The organism is Moritella sp. 28, from assembly GCF_018219435.1.
Taxonomy (GTDB): Bacteria; Pseudomonadota; Gammaproteobacteria; order Enterobacterales; family Moritellaceae; genus Moritella.
The window spans coordinates 274,982-296,292 of record NZ_CP056121.1 but is presented as its reverse complement, the minus strand read 5'-3'; the positions used below and the strand labels follow the sequence as shown (position 1 = coordinate 296,292).

The following is a 21,311-nucleotide window of genomic DNA, read 5'->3' as shown; positions in this document are numbered from 1 at the left end:
CGATTAAATCGCTAAATTATTTTTTCTTCACAGCTTTTGCATTAGGAAGATCTGTAATAGAACCTTCATAAATTTCTGCAGCCATACCAACTGATTCGTGTAACGTTGGGTGAGCGTGAATTGTTAATGCGATATCTTCTGCATCACAACCCATTTCAATTGCTAGACAAACTTCACCTAGTAATTCACCAGCGTTAGTACCAACCATAGCACCACCGATAATACGGTTAGTGTCTTTGTTGAATAATAACTTAGTCATACCGTTAGATGCGTCAGAAGCGATCGCACGACCTGATGCAGCCCAAGGGAATACAGCAGCTTCGTAGTTTACGCCTTGCTCTTTCGCTTCTTTTTCAGTTAGACCAGCCCACGCCATTTCTGGCTCAGTGTAAGCAATTGAAGGAATAACTTTAGGATCGAAGAAGTGTTTCTTGCCAGCAATGTTTTCTGCAGCAACGTGACCTTCATGCACACCTTTATGCGCCAACATAGGTTGACCAACGATATCGCCGATTGCATAGATGTGTGGAACGTTCGTGCTCATCGTTTTATTTGTTTCAATAAAACCACGTTCAGTTACAGTAATACCTGCTTTTTCAGCATTTAAGCCTAGACCGTTTGGTACACGACCAACAGCAACAAGAACAGCGTCATAACGTACTGGTTCAGCAGGCGCGTTCTTGCCTTCAAACGTAACATATAAGCCGTCTTCTTTTGCGTCAACAGCTGTTACTTTTGTGCTTAGCATTACGTTAAATTTGTTTTTAACTGCTTTAGCATAAATTTTAACGATGTCTTTATCCGCTGCAGGTACTAATTGATCTGCAAACTCAACAACGTCAATATCAGAACCTAGTGCAGAGTACACTGTACCCATTTCTAGACCGATGATACCACCACCAAGTACAAGTAATTTACCAGGAACTTCTTTCAGCTCTAGTGCATCAGTTGAATCCCAAACGCGTGGATCTTCATGCGGGATGAATGGTAGTTTAACTGGACGTGAACCCGCTGCAATGATTGCATTATCAAATGTAACAGTTGTAACGTTACCGTCACGGTCTGTTGCTTCAATAGTGTTAGCGCCAGTAAATTGTGCTAAACCTTCAACCACTTTAACTTTACGCATCTTAGCCATACCGCCAAGACCACCAGTTAATTGACCAACAACTTTTTCTTTCCATGAACGGATTTTAGTGATGTCAGTTTGTGGTTCGCCGAACACGATACCGTGGTCTGCTAATGATTTTGCTTCTTCAATTACTTTAGCTACGTGTAGTAAAGCTTTTGAAGGGATACAACCAACGTTAAGACAAACACCACCTAGGGTGTTGTAACGTTCGATGATTACAGTTTCTAAACCTAAATCTGCAGCACGGAATGCAGCAGAGTAGCCCGCAGGACCAGCGCCAAGTACTACTACTTGAGCTTTAACTTCATTACTCATTATGACCTCGTTGTCATTTAATTATCTGGAATGGCGGTTACCTCACTCAGAGGCACAATTTAAAGCTTCTGAGTAATGATGTTCGAATCCAGATAATTTTACATATATGTTAAATAAATGAGAAGTAAAAAGAGTTAAAATATTGCAAAAATGCGATAACTCTTCTCTATTAACTAGTAAAACTTCTCTTTAATTAAATACTAAAACTATTACGCAATTAAAATTAACGATTCGTTAATTAAAATTAAAGTACTAGTTGACGAAGATCTGATAGATATCCGTTTAATGCTGTAACAAAACGAGCACCGTCAGCACCATCGATCACGCGGTGATCATATGAAAGTGCCATTGGTAACATAAGACGAGGAGCAAAGTCTTTGCCATCCCACTTAGGTTTAATTTCAGAGCGTGATACGCCTAAAATTGCAACTTCTGGCGCATTAACGATTGGTGTAAATTGAGTACCACCGATACCGCCAAGACTAGAAATTGTGAAACAACCGCCTTGCATGTCAGAAGAAGTCAGTTTACCAGAACGTGCTTTCTTAGAGATAACAGCAAGATCTTGGCAAAGCTCGTAAATACCTTTCTGGTCAACGTTACGGATAACCGGAACAACTAGACCGTTTGGTGTATCAACAGCAACACCAACGTTGATGTATTTCTTCTGAATGATGCTTTCGCCATCTTCGCCGATTGAAGTGTTGAACTTCGGATAATCAGCTAACGCTTTAGCTACTGCTTTCACGATGAAGATAAGTGGAGAAATCTTGAAGCCTTTATCTTGCTTAACAAGTTTGTTGTTTTCAACTTTACGGAATGCTTCTAGTTCAGTGATGTCTGCTTCGTCGAACTGTGTAACGTGTGGGATTTTAACCCAGTTACGGTGCAGGTTCGGACCAGAAATCTTCTGGATACGAGTCATCTTAACTACTTCGATTTCACCAAATTTAGCGAAATCAACTTTCGGCCATGCTAGTACGTCCATACCAGAACCATTGCCGCCAGTAGCGCCAGATTCTAAACGTTTAACAGCGTTTTTAACGTAAGTTTGTACGTCTTCTTTCGCGATGCGACCTTTACGACCAGTTGCGCCAACTTTATCTAAGTTAACACCAAATTCGCGTGCTAGACGACGAACTACTGGTGATGCATGGTGGTAAGCATCGTTTTCAACGAAACCAGTTGCTTCAGGTGCTTTTGCAGCAGCTGGAGCAGCTGCTTTCGGAGCTTCAACTTTTGCAGCAGGTGCAGCCGCTTCAGCTACAACAGGAGCAGCAACAGGTGCAGCACCAGCAACTTCAAACGTCATGATGAAAGAACCAGTTGTTACTTTATCGCCTACAACTGCTTTAATTTCTTTCACAACACCAGCGAATGGTGCAGGTACTTCCATTGAAGCTTTATCGCCTTCAACAGACATTAATGTGTCTTCTTCAGCAACAGTATCGCCAACGTTAACTGAAATTTCAGTTACTTCCACTTCATCGTCGCCGATGTCAGGAATGTTAATTTCTAGTACTTGTGGCGCAGCGGCTGCAACAGGAGCAGCTTCAACAGCTACTTCTGCAGCTGGTGCCGCAGCACCCGCTTCTGCAGCAAAGACAAATACTAATGAGCCAGTTTTAACCGTATCACCAACATTTATGCGAATTTCTTGTACTACACCTGCTTGTGGTGCAGGTACTTCCATAGACGCTTTGTCACCCTCAACAGTAAGCAAAGTATCTTCTTCTGCAACTGTATCTCCGATTTGAACGGAAATCTCAGTTACTTCTACTTCATCATCACCAATGTCTGGAACGAAAATTTCAATACTCATTTTTTATACCTTATGCGTATAGAGGGTTTAATTTATCAGCGTCGATGTTATATTTTGCAATTGCATCAACAACAACTTGATTTTCAAGCTCGCCTTTCTTAACTAATTCAGATAATGCAGCAACAACTACGTATTGCGCGTTAACTTCGAAATGACGACGTAAGTTTGCACGGCTGTCTGAACGACCAAAACCGTCAGTACCAAGTACTTTGTATGACGTTGGAACATAAGCACGTACTTGATCAGAATAACTCTTCATGTAGTCAGTCGCAGCAATCGCTGGAGCATCACCCATTAAGTTAGTGATATAAGGTACTTTTTTCTCAGCTTCCGGATGTAACATGTTGAAACGTTCAACATCTTGACCATCACGAGCAAGTTCATTAAATGAAGTTACAGCGAAAACATCAGAACCAATACCATAATCTTCACTTAAGATACGAGCCGCTTCGCGAACTTGTATCATGATAGTACCTGAACTTAACAATTGTACTTTTGCTTTATCGCCAGTATAAGTTTCTAGCTTATACATACCTTTACGGATACCGTCTTCGGCACCTTCAGGCATAGCATGATGCGCATAGTTTTCGTTCATTAGCGTTACATAGTAGAAGATGTTTTCTTGATCTTTACCATACATACGACGGATACCGTCTTGTAAGATAATAGCAACTTCGTAAGCGAATGTTGGGTCATATGCCACACAGTTAGGTACTAGACCTGCTTGAATTAAGCTGTGACCATCTTCATGTTGAAGACCTTCACCATTCAATGTTGTACGACCAGCTGTAGCACCTAATAGGAAGCCGCGAGCTTGTTGATCACCTGCCATCCATGCTGAGTCACCGATACGTTGGAAACCAAACATTGAATAATAGATGTAGAATGGGATCATCGGTAAATCATTTGTACTGTATGATGTTGCAGCAGCAACCCAAGAAGACATTGCACCAAGTTCGTTGATACCTTCTTGTAGTACTTGACCACTCGTTGATTCTTTATAATAAGAAACAAGCTCTCTGTCTTGAGGTGTATATATCTGACCTTTCGGATTATAGATACCCACTTGACGGAATAGACCTTCCATACCAAATGTACGCGCTTCATCAGCAATAATCGGTACTACATTTTTGCCAATACCTTTATGCTTAAGTAACACGTTCAATGCACGAACATACGCCATAGTTGTAGAGATTTCACGTTTTTGAGCACCAAGTAGTGCAGTAAAATCATCAACTTCAGGAATAGCTAGTTCACCAGAGAATGTTGGTTTACGCTGTGGTAAATAACCATTAAGTTCTTTACGACGCGCATGCAGATATTCATGCTCAGGCGTACCTTCTTCTATCGTCACATATGGAAGATTTAACAGGTCTTCATCTGCAACTGGTACATCGAAACGATCACGGAACTGCTTAAGCACATCCGATTTCATTTTTTTCACGCCGTGCGCGATATTTTTACCTTCTGCAGCTTCACCCATACCATAACCTTTTACAGTTTTAGCTAGGATCACAGTAGGCTTACCAACTGTTGCTTGTGCTTGTGCATATGCAGCGTAAAGTTTGCTGGTAGAATGACCACCACGCTTAAGTGCGTAGATCTCATCATCAGTCATATCTTTAACTAATTCAGCAGTTTCAGGGTAACGACCAAAGAATTGCTCACGTACATAAGCGCCGCCTTTAGCTTTCAGCGTTTGGTAATCACCATCCACAGTTTCATTCATTAGCTGTAGAAGTTTACCAGACGTGTCTTTAGCAAGAAGTTCATCCCACTCTTCACCCCAGACAACTTTAATCACATTCCAGCCTGCGCCTTTAAATACGCCTTCAAGCTCTTGAATGATCTTACCGTTACCCATAACAGGACCGTCTAGTCGCTGTAGGTTACAGTTAATAACGAATACTAAGTTGTCTAAACCTTCACGAGCAGCAAATGATAATGCGCCACGTGACTCAGGTTCATCCATCTCGCCATCACCTAGGAAAGCGTATACAGTTTGATCTTCAGTTTGTTTTAGACCACGGCCATCTAGGTATTTCAAGAAACGTGCTTGATAGATAGCAGAAAATGGACCAAGACCCATAGATACTGTAGGGAACTGCCAGTATTCAGGCATCAACTTAGGATGTGGGTATGACGGGATACCTTTACCATCGACTTCTTGACGGAAATTATCTAGCTGTTCTTCAGTTAGACGACCTTCAACAAATGAACGCGCGTAAATACCAGGAGAAATATGACCTTGGTAATAAATTAAATCACCACCATCTTTTTCAGTAGGTGCACGGAAAAAGTGATTGAAACATACATCATAAAGTGCAGCAGATGATTGGAATGATGCCATATGGCCACCCAAATCTAATTCTTTTTTCGACGCACGCAGTACGATCATTAACGCATTCCAGCGGATAATCGAACGGATACGGCGTTCTAGTTTTTCGTCACCTGGATATGCAGGCTGGTCTTCAGTACGGATGCTATTGATATAATCGGTAGTGATACCACCTTGACCTATTTCAATACCGTCTTGATGTGCTTTTGCAATTACTTTTTCTAACAAATACTGTGCGCGCTCAAGACCTTCTTCACGGATAACTGATTCAATTGACTCAAACCATTCATTCGTTTCGATAGGATCTATATCATGCTTTAAGATGTCGGACATTTGAGATTCCTTACTATTAGATCTCTACAACATTAAAGAAATATTCTTAAACATATTTTATGTTTAAGCATATTCATTATTAATACTATTTAGCCTGTTTTATGCGGCGTGTCGCTCGGCTGATACGACTATCCTCACGCCCAATATCAAGCAATGCTTGCTCGATATAAGCCAGATGGGCATGACATGCTTCTCTGGCTGTTTCTGGTTGTCGGTTAAGAATTGCAGCGAGCATATCACCACGGTGTTGGCTAATTTGTTCAACCACACCTTGACGCTTTTCCAACAACCTAAAATTTTGGCAGATGTTATCTTCTAACAATGGATTCAATCCACGCAGAAGATGTAACAACACTATATTGTGTGATGCAGCGGTGACCGCAATATTAAACGCACTGACTGCTTGCGCCTGTAGCTGCGGGTCATGTGCTAATTCAGACGCTGTCACTGCATCAAGCGCAACGCGTAATTGTTGAAAGTCGGTTTCAGTACCACGCAACGCCGCGTAATACGCTGAAATACCTTCCAACGCATGACGAAATTCTAATAGGTCTAATTGCGCTTCAGGGTGTGTCGTCAATAATTGAAACAGTGGTTCCATCAGCGTTTGGTCCATGGCCTTTTTCACCCATGTACCACGTCCTTGACGACGTTCCAATAAACCTTTGCTTTCCAACCGTAAGATTGCATCGCGTACAGTAGGGCGAGACACCCCTAGCTGCAGGGCTAAATCACGCTCTGAAGGTAAGCGCTGGCCGGATTCTAAACTACCTTCCAAAATCATTTGCTCAAGTTGCTCTGCAATCGCATCGGACAACTTCGGCGGCTGAATTTTTCGATAGACCATGTGAACCTCAAAATGACCAGTGGTAAATTGGTCAGACCAATTTAATATTAAGTCATGACAATTTACCAAAACCACGTTCGATTGTCATTAAAAATAGACGTTTTTGTTCGTATTTATCGTGTTTAAATCAAAAAAGGCAATATAAATACATCTAAGCTACCGGATAAACAAAGCATAAAGACATGGAAATAAGCACTGAAGGCAGTTTAAATAACTGTCAACTCAAGATTAACAGTTAATGACATACCCCCAAAGTAATACCACAGATCTATTGGTCTTACCACATAATACAATTCTTTAGCTCTTTAATAGCAGGTCGACAGAAAGCCCCTGGGTAAAATAAAAAATAAAGATATAACAAGGATTAAGCGAGATAAGAGCATCTTGGTAAACAGTTAAATACTGAAACACCGCCGATACGTATGCCATGAAAAGTAATTTGAAGGAAGGAAAAAATGGCATCGTTGTAATCAAGGTTACGAACGTATCAGTCAACGCTAAGACTCGTTAATAACCTTGCTTAAATACCATGTTTCAGCTAATTAAGCGTACCGTTAATGGTAAGGAGAGAAATGATGGTCACAAAAAAGATAATGTTACGTTTGGCCAGTTGCACTAAATAACAGGTATAGTCATAACACTTGTCTGTTGTCATGTTCGCTTTACTTGCTAGGCAAACGACTTTCCCTAGCAAGTCAAACTCCGGTGTTGATAAATCACGCCAACTACGTAAACTCTGAGGTAAAGCAGCCTGCTCTTCTGCGACCACTGCATAGCCAAACATGGTTAAGCGTGCTGGTAACCAATCAACGACACGCATAACACGGTGAATACCAGTGCGGTTTAATTCCTTACTATGATGCTGAATAATATATTTATGATAACTACGAGCCACTACATACATAGTTAAACCTACGGGGCCAGCCACCACAAAATAAAAGATCACCGCAAAATAAAAACGATAATTAATCCAGACTAGTTGTTGGGCAACCGCTTCAGTCAGTAGTTTTGCACAAAAACGTTCGCAATTTACATCCAAACACCCGGCATACATACCTTTCGCTTCTAAATCATTACGACTTAATGCTTTTAAGTACTGACGATAATCACGGCGATAGTCACTGCCACCAAAGCTCATTAATAACAGCATCAGCCAAGCGAGTACCGTAAAAGCACCATAATATAAACCTGAAATAGCATCTAACAAGCTATACATAACCGCTGTCGGCAACGCAATAATAACCAAAGTGCCAAACAGACCCTGGTTAATAAATGAGGGTAATAAAGGGTAAAGGTAACGCTGCAAGACATTATCCAATTGTAACTTAGCACTCAAATGCACCACCCGTTCAATGAGTAATGCGAGCAGCAAAGAGATTAAAGCCATATTAATTATCCTTCGAATTTAAACATGCAAAATAATGCTGCCAGTCAAAATGTGGTCCAGGATCATCTTTACGCACAGGGGCAATATCGCTATGACCAGTAATGCGGTCCAAGGTAATTAAAGGGTAACGTTGCTGGATGTCAGCTGTGACAGTCGCCAAACACTGATACTGCACAGATGTATAAGGATGATTAACATCCCCTTCCAGCTCAATACCAATAGAGAAATCGTTACACCGCGATTTGTCTGCAAATTCAGAAAGCCCTGCATGCCAAGCGCGTTTATCCAAAGGCACAAACTGAATCAATTGGCCGTCTCGCTTAATATATAAATGTGCCGATACCCGCACTGACTCTAATTGTTGAAAATAAGGGTGTAAGCTACAATCGAGTTTACCAAGAAAAAAATCTTCGACATACTCTGCACCGTATTGTTCCGGTGGTAAACTGATACAATGAATAACCAGTAAATCAATATCAGTCTTCGGCGGACGATCATCAAAATGCGGCGATGACAAGAAATGTGCACTTGCCAATAATCCTAAGCTTGATTGTCTGTTTGTCACGCTGTTCATACCTTCTTACTATAATCGAGTGACTGCTATTCAAGACGACTCTTCACAATTGCTCCACTTTACAATGATATCGTTAGCAATAACATAGCAGAGTCCGTAAAATACAAAACGAATAAATTAACGCACTCATAACGGAGAGAGACAATGGATGGAAATCAAAAAATCGCCAAAACCATGACTTACATCGCCTGGATCAGTGGGTTAATTATTATGACTCTATTCTTTAATAATTATTTGGCCAAGCAAGAAAATCCCAATACCCGACCAGAAAGCTACCAACAAAATGGCAATGCAGTCGTTATGCTGCAACAAAATCGTGCTGGCCACTATGTTACTAATGGTTATATAAATGGTTATCAGGTAAAATTTTTACTCGATACAGGGGCAACAGAAGTTTCGATACCAGCTAACATAGCGAAACAGATCGGACTTACCGCTGGCTATAGCCAATCAGTGAACACCGCCAATGGCGTGATTGAAGTATTTTCGACACGTCTCGACAGCTTATCTGTGGGTGAACTGACGCTCTACGACCTCAGTGCGAATATCAATCCCTACATGGAAGGTGATACTATTCTGCTTGGTATGAATGCATTAAAACAAGTTAAATTAGTCCAGCAAGGCAAAACCCTCACTTTAAGTGAATATTAGTTTTTAATCGACCTAGGAATTATTATGTTACAACAAGAAATACGCCGCGCAGTAAGCACTGCATTAGCAGAAGACCTTGGTGGTCAAAGTGTGGCTGAAGGTGATATCACGGCAAACTTAATCGCAGCAGAAACACAAGCTAAAGCCAAAGTGATCAGCCGTGAACAAGCGGTATTTTGTGGTAAAGCCTGGGTTGATGAAGTTTTCCACCAGCTAGGTGACACTGTCACAGTGACTTGGTTTGTTGCTGATGGTGACCTAGTCGCTGCCGATCAAACACTATTTACGCTAGAAGGCCCTGCCCGTACATTATTAACGGGTGAGCGTAATGCACTCAACTTTGTACAAACATTATCTGGCGTTGCCACATTAACTAAAGAATACGTTGATCAACTTGCAGGTACTAAATGTCAGTTATTAGACACGCGTAAAACAATCCCAGGTCTACGCTTCGCCCAAAAATACGCAGTGACTTGTGGTGGCGGTAAAAACCACCGTATCGGCCTATTCGATGCTTACCTGATTAAAGAAAACCACATCATGGCCTGTGGCGGTATTGAAAACGCGATTGCCAAAGCAAAAGAGTTACAACCAGGTAAACCAGTTGAAGTTGAAACCGAAAGTCTTGCTGAACTGCAACAAGCATTGGATGCAGGTGCGGACATCGTTATGATCGATAACTTTGACATTCCAATGATGCGTGCAGCGGTTGAATTAAACCAAGGTAAAGCAAAATTAGAAGTATCAGGTAATGTGACAATTAAGACCCTTGCGAGTTTTGCTGCAACTGGCGTTGATTTTATCTCGGTAGGCGCACTAACAAAACATGTGCAAGCAACCGACCTGTCGATGCGTTTTATTAAATAGTCATTATTGAATAATAATCACTAATAATAAAATTAATGACAAAGTCCTAATTAAGCATTTAAGCACTATCTCATTAGGGTAGTGCTTTTTTATTTTCTGGTAGAGCCAAGCAGAATAAAATTAACCACTGCATAATAACCTTCATTTTAGTTATTCATCTATAAATAGCTTTTAAATTACTTAATTCCAACTACAAACCCCTTAGTACAAGATAATTATATATCAATAAATCAATTACTTATTTCGGCTCATTATCTTATAACTTGATCTGGATCGTTAAATACTTGTATACAAAATGTTAAATCAAGGTTTAAATAAATTAACTCATCGGGTATCTCATACCATTTGATGACTAAAGGACTATTAGCTAATTTTATAAGGATATAAAAAATGAGAGTACAACAGAAAGCACAACAACAAGGTTTTACGTTAATTGAATTGATGATCGTTATTGCAATTGTAGCTATTTTGGCTGGTATCGGTATGCCGTCATACCAGAAATATATCAAGAGTGCAGAGTTTGTAGAAGTAGTTAATGCTGCAGCTATAGGTAAAGGAAAAGTAGAGGAATGCTTCCAAAAAGGCCGTGCAGCAACAGTTTGCGTACAAATGAGTAACGCAACAACATCAGGAGCATTCAATACAGATAATATCACATCAATAATAGCTACATCGACTGGTACAAATAACGTAACAATCACAGCCTTAACAAACTCAAATTATGACAGTGTTGATTATATCATTAGCGCAACAAATACTAACGGACTAGTGAAATGGGAACTACCAGTTTCAAGTTCAACATGTATTGCTGCAGCCTATTGCTAATAATAGCTAATGCTACACAAACATAACGCTGGCGGCCTGGCTCACAGCCTGGTCGCACATTCATACCTTGTAACAGAAGAAATTCCCCAACTTCTGCAAAGCGCCAAACAGGAAGGTAAAGCCTTCACAAGCTATCTCGTCGACAATAACATCATAGACAGCCAAGTATTAGCGCAATTACTAGAGCGTGAATATGGCGTTCCACTACTCGATTTAGATACCTTTAAACTGGAAGAAATTCCCGATAACCTGCTTAATGGAAAATTAATCGAAAAACACCATGCTCTGCCTATCTACGTGCAGGGACAAACATTATATCTGGCGATGTCAGACCCGACCAATGTCACCGCATTAGAAGAGTTTTCCTTTAGCTTCAGTTTGCATACCGAAGTACTTTTGGTTGATGAAGTACAATTACAAAAAGCGTTAGAGATAGTACTCGAAAGTGATATTGATGCCCTTGGTGATCTGAATGATGCCAGCATTGATGAGTTAGAAGTTGATAACAACGAGTCACGCCTGGAGCAAGAAAATAACAGCGGTGCTGACGACGCCCCGATTGTTAAATTCGTCAATAAGATCTTACTGGATGCGATTAAAAAAGGCGCATCCGATATTCACTTCGAGCCCTATGAATTCAAATACCGGGTACGTTTTCGTATCGACGGTATCTTACATGAGATGGTATCGCCACCCGTAAACTTAGCGATGCGTTTTTCTGCGCGCTTAAAAGTCATGGCGCAATTAGATATTGCCGAGCGTAGAGTGCCACAAGATGGCCGAATCAAATTAAAATTATCCAAAAACAAGTCCATTGATCTACGTGTTAGCACCCTGCCCACCATGTGGGGTGAAAAAGTGGTGATGCGGATCTTAGATTCTAACCAAGCCAGTCTCAACATTGATATTCTCGGTTATGACGATACACAAAAAGCGCTGTACCTTAAAGCGTTAGAAAAACCGCAGGGCATGATCTTGATCACAGGCCCAACAGGCAGTGGTAAAACGGTGTCTTTATACAGTGGCCTCAATATCCTCAACACCGTGGAACGCAACATATCCACAGCCGAAGATCCTATCGAGATCAACCTCACAGGTATCAATCAAGTCCAAATCAACCAGAAAGCAGGACTGAACTTCCCCAGTGCATTGCGATCATTCTTACGCCAAGACCCGGATGTTGTCATGGTTGGTGAGATCCGCGATATAGAAACAGCCGAGATTTCGATCAAAGCAGCGCAAACCGGTCACTTAGTATTATCGACTCTGCATACCAACTCTGCAGCAGAAACCCTCACTCGTTTATCCAACATGGGTGTCCCTGCTTATAATATAGGTTCATCAGTCAGCTTGATCATCGCCCAACGGCTCGGCCGTCGCCTGTGCAGTGAGTGTAAGCAGCCCGAAGACATACCCGCTATCGAATTAGCCAAGCTCGGTTTTAGCCAACAGCAAATCAATGATGGGATCACTTCATTTAAAGCCATAGGTTGTAACCAATGTACTAAAGGTTATAAAGGACGCGTAGGGATCTACGAAGTCATGCCGATGTCAGATAAGATCGCACGCATGATCTTAACCGGCAGCAACTCGCTTGAACTCAGCGAACAAGCGCAGCAAGAAGGCATGAATACATTACGCCAATCAGCCTTGAAAAAAGTGATCGACGGCGTGACCAGTTTACTTGAGGTTGAGCGTATCACTAATCATTAGTGCTCAATGACTCACGATCAGTAATAAAAAATAGTCCTCTGTATAAAAAGGATCGTATCTCACACCATCAGCTAAGGATAGCATCATGGTCGCAGTAACTAAAAAAGCCAATCGCAGCACATCGACAGTCAAAAAACGCTATCCCTATAACTGGCAAGGCGTTAACCGCAAAGGCAAAAAAGTCAGCGGTGAAATGCAAGCTGAAAGTATCAGTAACTTAAAAGTTGAGTTACGTCGTCAAGGCATTAATGTATTAAAAGCCAGTCGTAAATCAACAGGTTTATTTTCCAAAGCAACGGCCAAAATAAAACCACTGGATATTGCACTTATTTCACGACAAATATCAACCATGCTTAATGCGGGCGTACCGCTGGTGCAGAGCTTAGAGATTATAGCCCGCAGTAATGATAACCCTTCCATGCGCGCGCTAATTGGTGAAGTTGCAGCGGAAGTAGCGACGGGCACTCCGCTTTCTGATGCATTACGTAAACACCCTCTTTATTTTGATGACTTATATTGTGATCTTATTAGTGCCGGTGAACAATCCGGTTCATTAGACAGTATTTATGATCGTATCGCGACTTATAAAGAAAAATCTGAAGCTCTCAAATCTAAGATAAAAAAAGCTATGTTCTACCCGATTATGGTACTCGCAGTTGCAGCTGTCGTGACACTTATTTTATTACTCTATGTGATACCCCAATTCAAAGAAATTTTTGCCAGTTTTGGTGCTGAACTTCCCCCTTTCACCCTGTTTGTCTTATCTATTTCTGACTTTGTCAGTCAATTTTGGTATTTGGTGATCGGTATATTATTCGGATTACCTTTTGCTTACCTTAAAGCTAATAAGCGTTCGATAAAAGTTAAACACATCACTGAGCGCACGATTCTCAAGATACCAGCGATTGGGCCGATCATGCACAAAGGGGCGATGGCGCGTTTTGCCAGAACTCTATCAACAACATTTGCCGCTGGTATTCCGCTTGTTGATTCATTAACGTCAGCAGCCGGCGCATCAGGTAATATTGTCTATAAAAATGCAGTCATGGATATGCGTAACGAAGTTATCGCCGGATTACAAATGCATATCGCCATGCGCTCAACCAATTTATTTCCTGATATGGTCACGCAAATGGTGATGATCGGTGAAGAGTCAGGCTCACTTGATGATATGTTGGCGAAAGTCGCCCATATTTATGAACAACAAGTCGATGATGCGGTCGATGGCTTAACCAGTTTAATCGAACCCATGATCATGGTTGTATTAGGCGTCGTCATTGGCGGCCTCGTGATTGCCATGTACTTACCTATCTTTGAAATGGGCAGTATTATGTAGTGAATATCGACCAGTGTTATTTTGATAGCAAGCTTTAACAGCTTTTCTGTCATGGGTTTGTTATCATCTTATTTCAATTAATATTTATCTATCAATTTGATTCGGTACAGGTAATTTACATGCAAGACTTAGCGCTTCTCTTTCAACTCTATCCTTGGCTATTATGGTTATTCGCTACCTTACTTGGCCTACTCGTTGGTAGTTTCTTAAATGTGGTCATTTACCGTTTACCTATCATGATGGAGCGTGAATGGAAGCAAGAGTGCACAGTTTACTTTGATGAAGAATGCAAGACCGCAAAGTCAGAACCAGAAGCAACTAAATTCAATTTATTATTACCCCGCTCCGCTTGTCCTAAATGCGATCATCAAATAACCGCATTAGAAAACATTCCCGTGATCAGCTGGTTAGTATTACGCGGAAAGTGCAGTAGTTGTGCAAACCCAATTTCAGCACGTTACCCTAGTATTGAGCTACTAACCGGTTTGTTATCGTTCGTCGTGGCCTTGTACATTCCTTACGGTATCCAATTAGCGGGGGCATTATTACTGACTTGGTGTTTAGTTGCGCTGACTTTTATCGATATCGATAAAATGTTACTACCCGACCAAATGACATTACCCTTGTTATGGTTAGGCTTACTGCTCAACGTCAACTACGCTTGGGTCTCCCCTTCAGATGCAATTATCGGTGCTATCGTTGGTTATCTATCTCTCTGGACTGTGTATTGGGGTTTTAAGTTACTGACCGGTAAAGAAGGTATGGGTTATGGTGACTTCAAACTATTAGCCGCGTTTGGCGCATGGTTCGGCTGGCAGTCGATTTTAGCGATTGTTTTACTCTCGTCATTTGCTGGCGCTATCATAGGTATTAGTCAAATCCTATTGAAAAAGCATACCCAAGGTAACCCCATTCCATTTGGTCCTTATCTGGCGATTGCAGGTTGGCTGTATCTTATTTGGGGTGATCAACTCGTTGATTTCTATCTATCCAATTTTATTTATTAAGGTAGAAATTTATGTATGTAGTTGGATTAACAGGTGGTATCGCATCAGGTAAAACAACCGTTGCCGATCTAATCGCGAGCGAAGGGATTAATTTAGTCGATGCCGATATTGTTGCCAGAGAAGTGGTGGCGATTGGCAGTAATGGATTAAAACAGATTAGCGCTCATTTTGGTGAACGGATATTACTGGATGATGGCAGTTTAAATCGCCCCTTGTTACGTGAAAAAATATTTTCTGATAACGCCAATAAGCAATGGTTAAATAACTTATTACATCCCATGATCCGCGCTGAATTATTAGCGCAATTAGCCGCCAGTAAGTCCGCTTATACTTTGTTAGTTGTGCCATTATTAGTTGAAAACAACCTCACCACGTTATGCAATCACGTTCTGGTTGTTGATGTGGAAGAACAAGTCCAAATCGACCGTACGATGGCGAGGGATAAGGTATCACTACAACAAGCGAATGCGATATTAAAATCACAGGCTACTCGTGAGCAGCGCCTCGCAGCAGCAGATTCGGTGGTGGTGAATAACGAACGCCAACAGCTTGAGCAGGATGTTGCCGTCTTACATCAAAAATTTCTTGAGTTAGCGGCAGCAGCCATGGCAGACTAAAGCCTTAAGCTCTGTATATTTAGGAAATCACTATGCAAGTAAATTGCCCAACCTGTCAAAAACCTGTTGAATGGGTTGCCACTAGCGAATTTCGCCCGTTTTGTTGTGAACGCTGCAAACTGATTGATCTTGGCGAATGGGCAAACGAAGAACGCGCCATTCCAGGTGAAGATGTATCACCACAAGAATTACAGCCTAAAGGTTACGAATTCGATTAAGTAGTGACCTTAGCGTAATGGCTCAGGCAAACTGAGTCATTAACATTTCAACAATCACTTGATTCGCAGCGGGAAAATTATAATCCGCCAACTCGCTGATATTTATCCAAGCCGTTTGCTGCCCTTCCAGTCCTTTACCTACCCCTTCAAACTTATCGACAAGATAGAAATCTAATTGCACGATTTTATCGCCATAATCAAATTCTAACTGGTGAAATGCCTGTGCATTCATGACGTCAAGATCCACTTCTTCTTTTAGCTCTCTGGTTAACGCCTCAAGCACAGATTCATCAGACTCCACCTTACCACCCGGAAATTCCCATTTATCACCTTGGTGCTGCGCTGAGCTACGCTTACTGATAAATACTTGTTGGCCACGAACAATTATACCAGCAGCTACATGGACGACTTTCATCATTATTTCTCTTATTTAATAATTGGAATAAAGTATAGATAACAAAAAGCGCTAAAACATTGCTGCTTTAACGCTTTCAATTTTAAGTAATAACCGTCACTAATAAATAGTGTTCGCTACTAGCTTAATTTACCATGACACTGTTTGAACTTAGCGCCTGAGCCACAAGGACAAGGATCATTACGGCCTACTTTTTGGCCTTGACGCACAAATGTTTCAGCATCTGGCGTTGCCGATGCATCTGCAAGCTGGTTTTCAGCCGCTGCATGGCTCATGCTTTGTGGTAATGACTCACTACGACGACGCTGTGCTTCAACCGCTTCTACGTCTTCTGGTGCTTGCACCTGCACTTTAGATATAACGCCAACCACATCTGATTTTAGATTTTCTAACATTTCAGTGAACAGCTCAAACGACTCACGCTTGTATTCTTGTTTCGGGTTTTTCTGTGCATAACCACGTAAATGAATACCTTGACGTAAATGGTCCATCGCAGCTAAATGCTCTTTCCATAAACCATCCAGGGTTTGTAGCATAACTGCTTTTTCAAACTGACGGATCACTTGTGCACCAACCGCGTCTTCTTTCGCTGTGTAAGCTTCTTTGGCTGCAGTCATGATACGCTCACGAATCTTCTCTTCGTATAACTTAGTATCATCATCTAACCATTGCTGGATTGGCAGTTCAAGCATGAAATCAGCACGCAAACGCTGCTCTAAACCTGAGATATCCCACATTTCATGTAATGATTGTGGTGGAATATAAGCATCCATTACCGCGTTGATTACGTCTTCACGGATCACAACCATAGTTTCGCTGATATCTTCCGCTTCCATTAATTCATTACGTTGCTCATAAACCACTTTACGCTGGTCATTAGCGACGTCATCGAATTCAAGTAACGATTTACGAATATCAAAGTTACGGCCTTCAACTTTACGTTGTGCGTTTTCGATTGCGCGTGTTACCCACTTATGCTCAATCGCTTCGCCTTCTTCCATACCCAGTTTTTTCATCATGCCAGTAATACGGTCTGATGTGAAAATACGCATTAACGGATCGGTCATTGACAGATAGAAACGTGTAGAACCCGCATCACCTTGACGACCAGAACGACCACGTAATTGGTTATCAATACGACGAGATTCATGACGTTCTGTACCTATAATGTGTAAGCCACCCGCAGCAAGTACAGCGTCATGACGAGCTTGCCATTCCGCTTTAATATGTGCGATTTGCGCTTCAGTTGGATTCTTCAGCTTATCAACTTCAGTCTGCCAGTTACCACCTAACACGATATCGGTACCACGACCAGCCATGTTAGTTGCAATCGTAACAGCCCCAGAACGACCCGCATCAGCAACAATCTCAGCTTCACGTTCATGGAATTTCGCATTCAATACGTTATGTTTGATTTTGTCTTTTTTAAGTAGTTTCGAGAGTAACTCAGAGCTTTCAATTGATACAGTACCAACCAGCACTGGCTGCTGTCTTTCTACACAATCTTTAATATCTTCAATGATCGCAACATGCTTCTCATCAGCAGTCAGATAAACCAGATCACCAAAGTCTTTACGCGCCATTGGTTTATTGGTCGGCAAGACAACCGTTTCAAGGCTATAGATAGATTGGAATTCAAATGCTTCAGTATCAGCCGTACCAGTCATACCCGATAGCTTTTCATACATACGGAAATAATTCTGGAACGTGATCGATGCTAAAGTTTGGTTTTCATTTTGAATTTTAACACCTTCGCGAGCTTCTACCGCTTGATGTAAACCTTCTGACCAGCGACGTCCAGGCATAGTACGGCCCGTATGTTCGTCAACAATAACAATCTCGCCTTCATCACTAACGATATAATCCACGTCTTTTTCAAATAACGTATGTGCACGTAATGCCGCATTGATGTGATGTAATAATGAAATATTTGCCGCAGAGAACAAATTGTCATCTTCGCTTAATAAGCCACGCTCTTTGAGCATTTCTTCAACTTTAATTTGACCGTTTTCAGTCAGTAATACTTGTTTGTTTTTTTCATCGACCGTGAAGTGACCATCACCAGTGTATTCTTCGGTATCTTCCTGTTCTTGCTGTTCTAGCAGTGGAATGATGGTGTTGATCTTAGTATATAGCTCTGAACTATCATCAGCAGGACCAGAGATGATAAGCGGGGTACGCGCTTCATCAATTAAGATTGAATCCACTTCATCGATGACAGCGTAATATAACGGACGCATAACACGCTGTTGCGGCTCAAAGGCCATGTTGTCACGCAGATAATCAAAACCAAATTCATTATTAGTGCCGTAAGTAACATCTGCAGCATACGCGTCACGTTTTGCCATGTTATCCATGCCTGAAACGTTAAGGCCAACGGTTAAACCTAAAAATTCAAACAGTTCACGATTCCATTCCGCATCACGTGCAGCAAGGTAATCATTCACCGTAATAATATGTACACCTTTACCTGTTAATGCATTTAGATAGGCTGGTAATGTTGCTGTTAGAGTTTTACCTTCACCCGTACGCATTTCAGCAATCTGATTATTATTTAAAACCATACCACCAAGTAACTGCACATCGAAATGGCGCATGCCAAATACACGTTTAGAACCTTCACGAACAACCGCGAATGCTTCAGCTAAAATGCTATCAAGTGATTCACCGGCAGCAACACGCTGTTGAAAATCAACTGTTTTTGCTTTTAATTCTGCATCTGATAATACTTCAAAATCAGCTTCTAATTGATTGACCTGTTTTACAACTTTATGCAATTTTTTTAAAATGCGGTCATTGCGGCTACCGACTATTTTTGTAATTATATTAGTTAACATTTTATGACCAAAAGTTATTGTGAATCTATTTGAAATTTAAAGCATTTTAGCGATAAACATAGCGTTTAGGATCGACTTGTCGTCCCGATTTTAGCACTTCGTAGTGCACATGAGGTCCAGTAGAGCGCCCTGAACTTCCCATAATAGCAATAGTTTGCCCCTTGCCAACAACATCGCCTTCTTTTGCGATGAGCTCTTTAGCATGGGCATAACGTGACGACAGACCATTTCCGTGGTTAATTTCGATTAATAGCCCATAACCAGAACGTCTTCCAGACCAAGTTACCACTCCAGCACCCGTTGCAATAATATTCATGCCATTATTACCTGCAAAATCAATCCCCTTATGCATAGTCGCTCGCCCTGTAAAAGGGTCTTTACGCACGCCGTAATGGGACGATAACCAAGAACCACGTTGAATAACTGGACGTCCAGATAAAACAGCCTCATCAGTTATATTGTGATTCAATAGCATAGTTTCAAGTAGCGATAGTTGTTGGGTGCGATTATTTACTTCAAGTGACAATAAATCCATCTCTTCGAGCAAGGCTTGTAAATCAACAGCATAACTAGAATCTGTAACAATCGGACCGCCAATTGCAGGTTTTAGGTTAAAATCAAATTCACCACGCGTTAGACTGGCATTTTTAGCCAATTCATCGCCTAATAAACTCAAACGGTTAACCTCCGCTTGCATCATGCCAACTTTACTCGCAAATACGGCGATTTTCAAATCAGTTTCTTGACGTAGCGTAAGAACTTCATCTGCTTGTTGCTGATATTTCTGTTGCGTTTTCGCAATCTTAAGTTGTATAGCTTGGGAAGAGAAATTTGAATAGAGAAACCAAGAAGACGTGATCGAGATAGCAATAACAGCTATGAATGCAAATATTAAAACGTAGATATTAAATAATTTAGAATGGTTATGTTTACCATTCGAGTAAGTCACTGTAACGCTCATAATCTTTTATTAACTGATGAATTGGTGACACTAAATATAAACAATTTAATGCCACAATTCTATCTGTATTTATCTCAGAGTAAACTAACTCACTCAGTTCCGAGATACCAAACCGATTTGATTAGATTATAACGCCAGTTCTAAATTTGGTTCTAACCAACGAATTGGCGCATCTTGGGCTTCATCTACAGTGGTGAATTCCCATGCTTCTTGATTAGCAAGTAATGCTCTTAGCAATAAATTATTCATGCCGTGGCCAGTTTTAAATGCTCTAAACTCACCTAGGATTGAATGACCTGATAAGTACAGGTCTCCAACAGCATCAAGTACTTTATGTTTCACAAATTCATCTTCATAACGTAAACCGTCATCATTTAAAATACGGAACTCATCGATCACAATAGCGTTCTCTAGGCTACCACCTAGTGCAAGGTCTTGCGATTGAAGATATTCAATGTCTTTCATAAAGCCAAAAGTACGTGCTCGGCTGATTTCTTGATGGAACCAATCACCCGAAAAGTCTGCTCGAATATGTTGATTTTGACCTTCAAACACAGGATGATCAAATTCAATACGTAAATCCATAATAAAACCATGGTTCGACGGTAAAAATTCAGCCCATTTGTCGCCATCTTCAACACGTATAGGTTGTTTTATTTTAATAAACTTCTTAGCGCAGTTTAGCTCTTCGATTCCCGCGCTTTGCAGTAAGAAAATAAAAGGACTTGCACTGCCATCCATAATTGGAATTTCAGCCGCATCTACTTCAATAATAATATTATCAATGCCGAGACCTGCTAAGGCCGCATTTAGATGTTCTACGGTCGAAATCCGGTGACCATCTTCGTTGATTAGACAAGTGCATAACATCGTGTCTTTCACCATGTCAGCAGATGCTTTGAAATCAACAACTGGATCAAGATCAATACGACGATAAATAATACCGGTATTCGCTGCCGCTGGACGAAGATTAAGGGTAACCTTGTTGCCAGAATGCAGACCGATACCGGTGCCACGTACTGCTTGTTTTAATGTTCTTTGCTTAATCATTAATGTTACCCTATTTAAATCCCACACTCCAACGCGAGGCCGAGTAATTTACCACAGCCCTACAGG

General features: G+C 41.1%; 18 protein-coding genes. 8 read left to right on the top strand and 10 right to left on the bottom strand.

The window, feature by feature from the left end; translation table 11 throughout:
- Positions 1-16: 16 nt before the first annotated feature.
- The 6 genes from lpdA to ampD form a co-directional block, all read right to left on the bottom strand.
- On the bottom strand, positions 17-1,447 hold the full coding sequence (gene lpdA, locus HWV02_RS01380; RefSeq protein ID WP_211678162.1) for a dihydrolipoyl dehydrogenase: 1,431 nt from the start codon (positions 1,445-1,447) through the stop codon (positions 17-19).
- 244 nt (positions 1,448-1,691) lie between these two features.
- Positions 1,692-3,269, bottom strand: coding sequence for a pyruvate dehydrogenase complex dihydrolipoyllysine-residue acetyltransferase (gene aceF, locus HWV02_RS01375; protein WP_211678161.1), 1,578 nt, complete (start codon positions 3,267-3,269; stop codon positions 1,692-1,694).
- A 10-nt stretch (positions 3,270-3,279) separates the two neighbouring features.
- Positions 3,280-5,940, bottom strand: a complete 2,661-nt coding sequence (gene aceE / locus HWV02_RS01370) for a pyruvate dehydrogenase (acetyl-transferring), homodimeric type (RefSeq protein WP_211678160.1) — start codon at positions 5,938-5,940, stop codon at positions 3,280-3,282.
- A gap of 85 nt (positions 5,941-6,025) precedes the next feature.
- Positions 6,026-6,787 carry a pyruvate dehydrogenase complex transcriptional repressor PdhR gene (gene pdhR, locus HWV02_RS01365; RefSeq protein WP_211689512.1) on the bottom strand — a complete coding sequence of 254 codons (762 nt, stop codon included), beginning with the start codon at positions 6,785-6,787 and terminating at the stop codon, positions 6,026-6,028.
- Positions 6,788-7,325: 538 nt separating this feature from the next.
- Positions 7,326-8,174 carry a beta-lactamase regulator AmpE gene (gene ampE / locus HWV02_RS01360; protein WP_211689511.1) on the bottom strand — a complete coding sequence of 283 codons (849 nt, stop codon included), beginning with the start codon at positions 8,172-8,174 and terminating at the stop codon, positions 7,326-7,328.
- A 1-nt stretch (position 8,175) separates the two neighbouring features.
- Entirely contained in the window at positions 8,176-8,748 is a 573-nt protein-coding gene (gene ampD, locus HWV02_RS01355) for a 1,6-anhydro-N-acetylmuramyl-L-alanine amidase AmpD (RefSeq protein ID WP_211689510.1), read from the bottom strand.
- 144 nt (positions 8,749-8,892) lie between these two features.
- On the opposite strand from ampD, the gene HWV02_RS01350 reads away from it, so the two are divergent.
- From HWV02_RS01350 to yacG, 8 genes are all read left to right on the top strand, one after another.
- Positions 8,893-9,399 (top strand): TIGR02281 family clan AA aspartic protease, encoded by a 507-nt coding sequence (locus tag HWV02_RS01350; RefSeq protein ID WP_211678156.1) that lies wholly within the window; start codon positions 8,893-8,895, stop codon positions 9,397-9,399.
- A gap of 24 nt (positions 9,400-9,423) precedes the next feature.
- The gene (gene nadC, locus HWV02_RS01345) at positions 9,424-10,266 is read left to right on the top strand and encodes a carboxylating nicotinate-nucleotide diphosphorylase (RefSeq protein WP_211673739.1); all 843 of its coding nucleotides are present in this window, start codon (positions 9,424-9,426) and stop codon (positions 10,264-10,266) included.
- A 390-nt stretch (positions 10,267-10,656) separates the two neighbouring features.
- Positions 10,657-11,091 carry a prepilin-type N-terminal cleavage/methylation domain-containing protein gene (locus HWV02_RS22955; RefSeq protein ID WP_211678155.1) on the top strand — a complete coding sequence of 145 codons (435 nt, stop codon included), beginning with the start codon at positions 10,657-10,659 and terminating at the stop codon, positions 11,089-11,091.
- A gap of 9 nt (positions 11,092-11,100) precedes the next feature.
- Entirely contained in the window at positions 11,101-12,804 is a 1,704-nt protein-coding gene (gene pilB, locus HWV02_RS01335) for a type IV-A pilus assembly ATPase PilB (RefSeq protein WP_211689509.1), read from the top strand.
- Between the two features lie 85 nt (positions 12,805-12,889).
- Positions 12,890-14,140, top strand: a complete 1,251-nt coding sequence (locus HWV02_RS01330; protein WP_211689508.1) for a type II secretion system F family protein — start codon at positions 12,890-12,892, stop codon at positions 14,138-14,140.
- A gap of 119 nt (positions 14,141-14,259) precedes the next feature.
- Positions 14,260-15,147: an A24 family peptidase gene (locus tag HWV02_RS01325; RefSeq protein WP_211678152.1), complete on the top strand. Its 888-nt coding sequence runs from the start codon at positions 14,260-14,262 to the stop codon at positions 15,145-15,147.
- A gap of 11 nt (positions 15,148-15,158) precedes the next feature.
- Complete coding sequence (coaE, locus tag HWV02_RS01320; protein ID WP_211689507.1) at positions 15,159-15,764, top strand: dephospho-CoA kinase; 606 nt, start codon at positions 15,159-15,161, stop codon at positions 15,762-15,764.
- Between the two features lie 26 nt (positions 15,765-15,790).
- Positions 15,791-15,982: a DNA gyrase inhibitor YacG gene (gene yacG / locus HWV02_RS01315; protein ID WP_211675603.1), complete on the top strand. Its 192-nt coding sequence runs from the start codon at positions 15,791-15,793 to the stop codon at positions 15,980-15,982.
- Positions 15,983-16,004: 22 nt separating this feature from the next.
- Here the strand turns inward: yacG and mutT are convergent, their stop codons facing one another.
- From mutT to lpxC, 4 genes are all read right to left on the bottom strand, one after another.
- Positions 16,005-16,397, bottom strand: coding sequence for an 8-oxo-dGTP diphosphatase MutT (gene mutT, locus HWV02_RS01310; protein WP_211679944.1), 393 nt, complete (start codon positions 16,395-16,397; stop codon positions 16,005-16,007).
- 119 nt (positions 16,398-16,516) lie between these two features.
- Positions 16,517-19,234, bottom strand: coding sequence for a preprotein translocase subunit SecA (gene secA, locus HWV02_RS01305; protein ID WP_211678150.1), 2,718 nt, complete (start codon positions 19,232-19,234; stop codon positions 16,517-16,519).
- A 46-nt stretch (positions 19,235-19,280) separates the two neighbouring features.
- Positions 19,281-20,195, bottom strand: coding sequence for a M23 family metallopeptidase (locus tag HWV02_RS01300; RefSeq protein WP_211678149.1), 915 nt, complete (start codon positions 20,193-20,195; stop codon positions 19,281-19,283).
- Positions 20,196-20,321: 126 nt separating this feature from the next.
- Entirely contained in the window at positions 20,322-21,245 is a 924-nt protein-coding gene (lpxC, locus tag HWV02_RS01295; RefSeq protein ID WP_211678148.1) for a UDP-3-O-acyl-N-acetylglucosamine deacetylase, read from the bottom strand.
- Between the last annotated feature and the right edge of the window lie 66 nt (positions 21,246-21,311).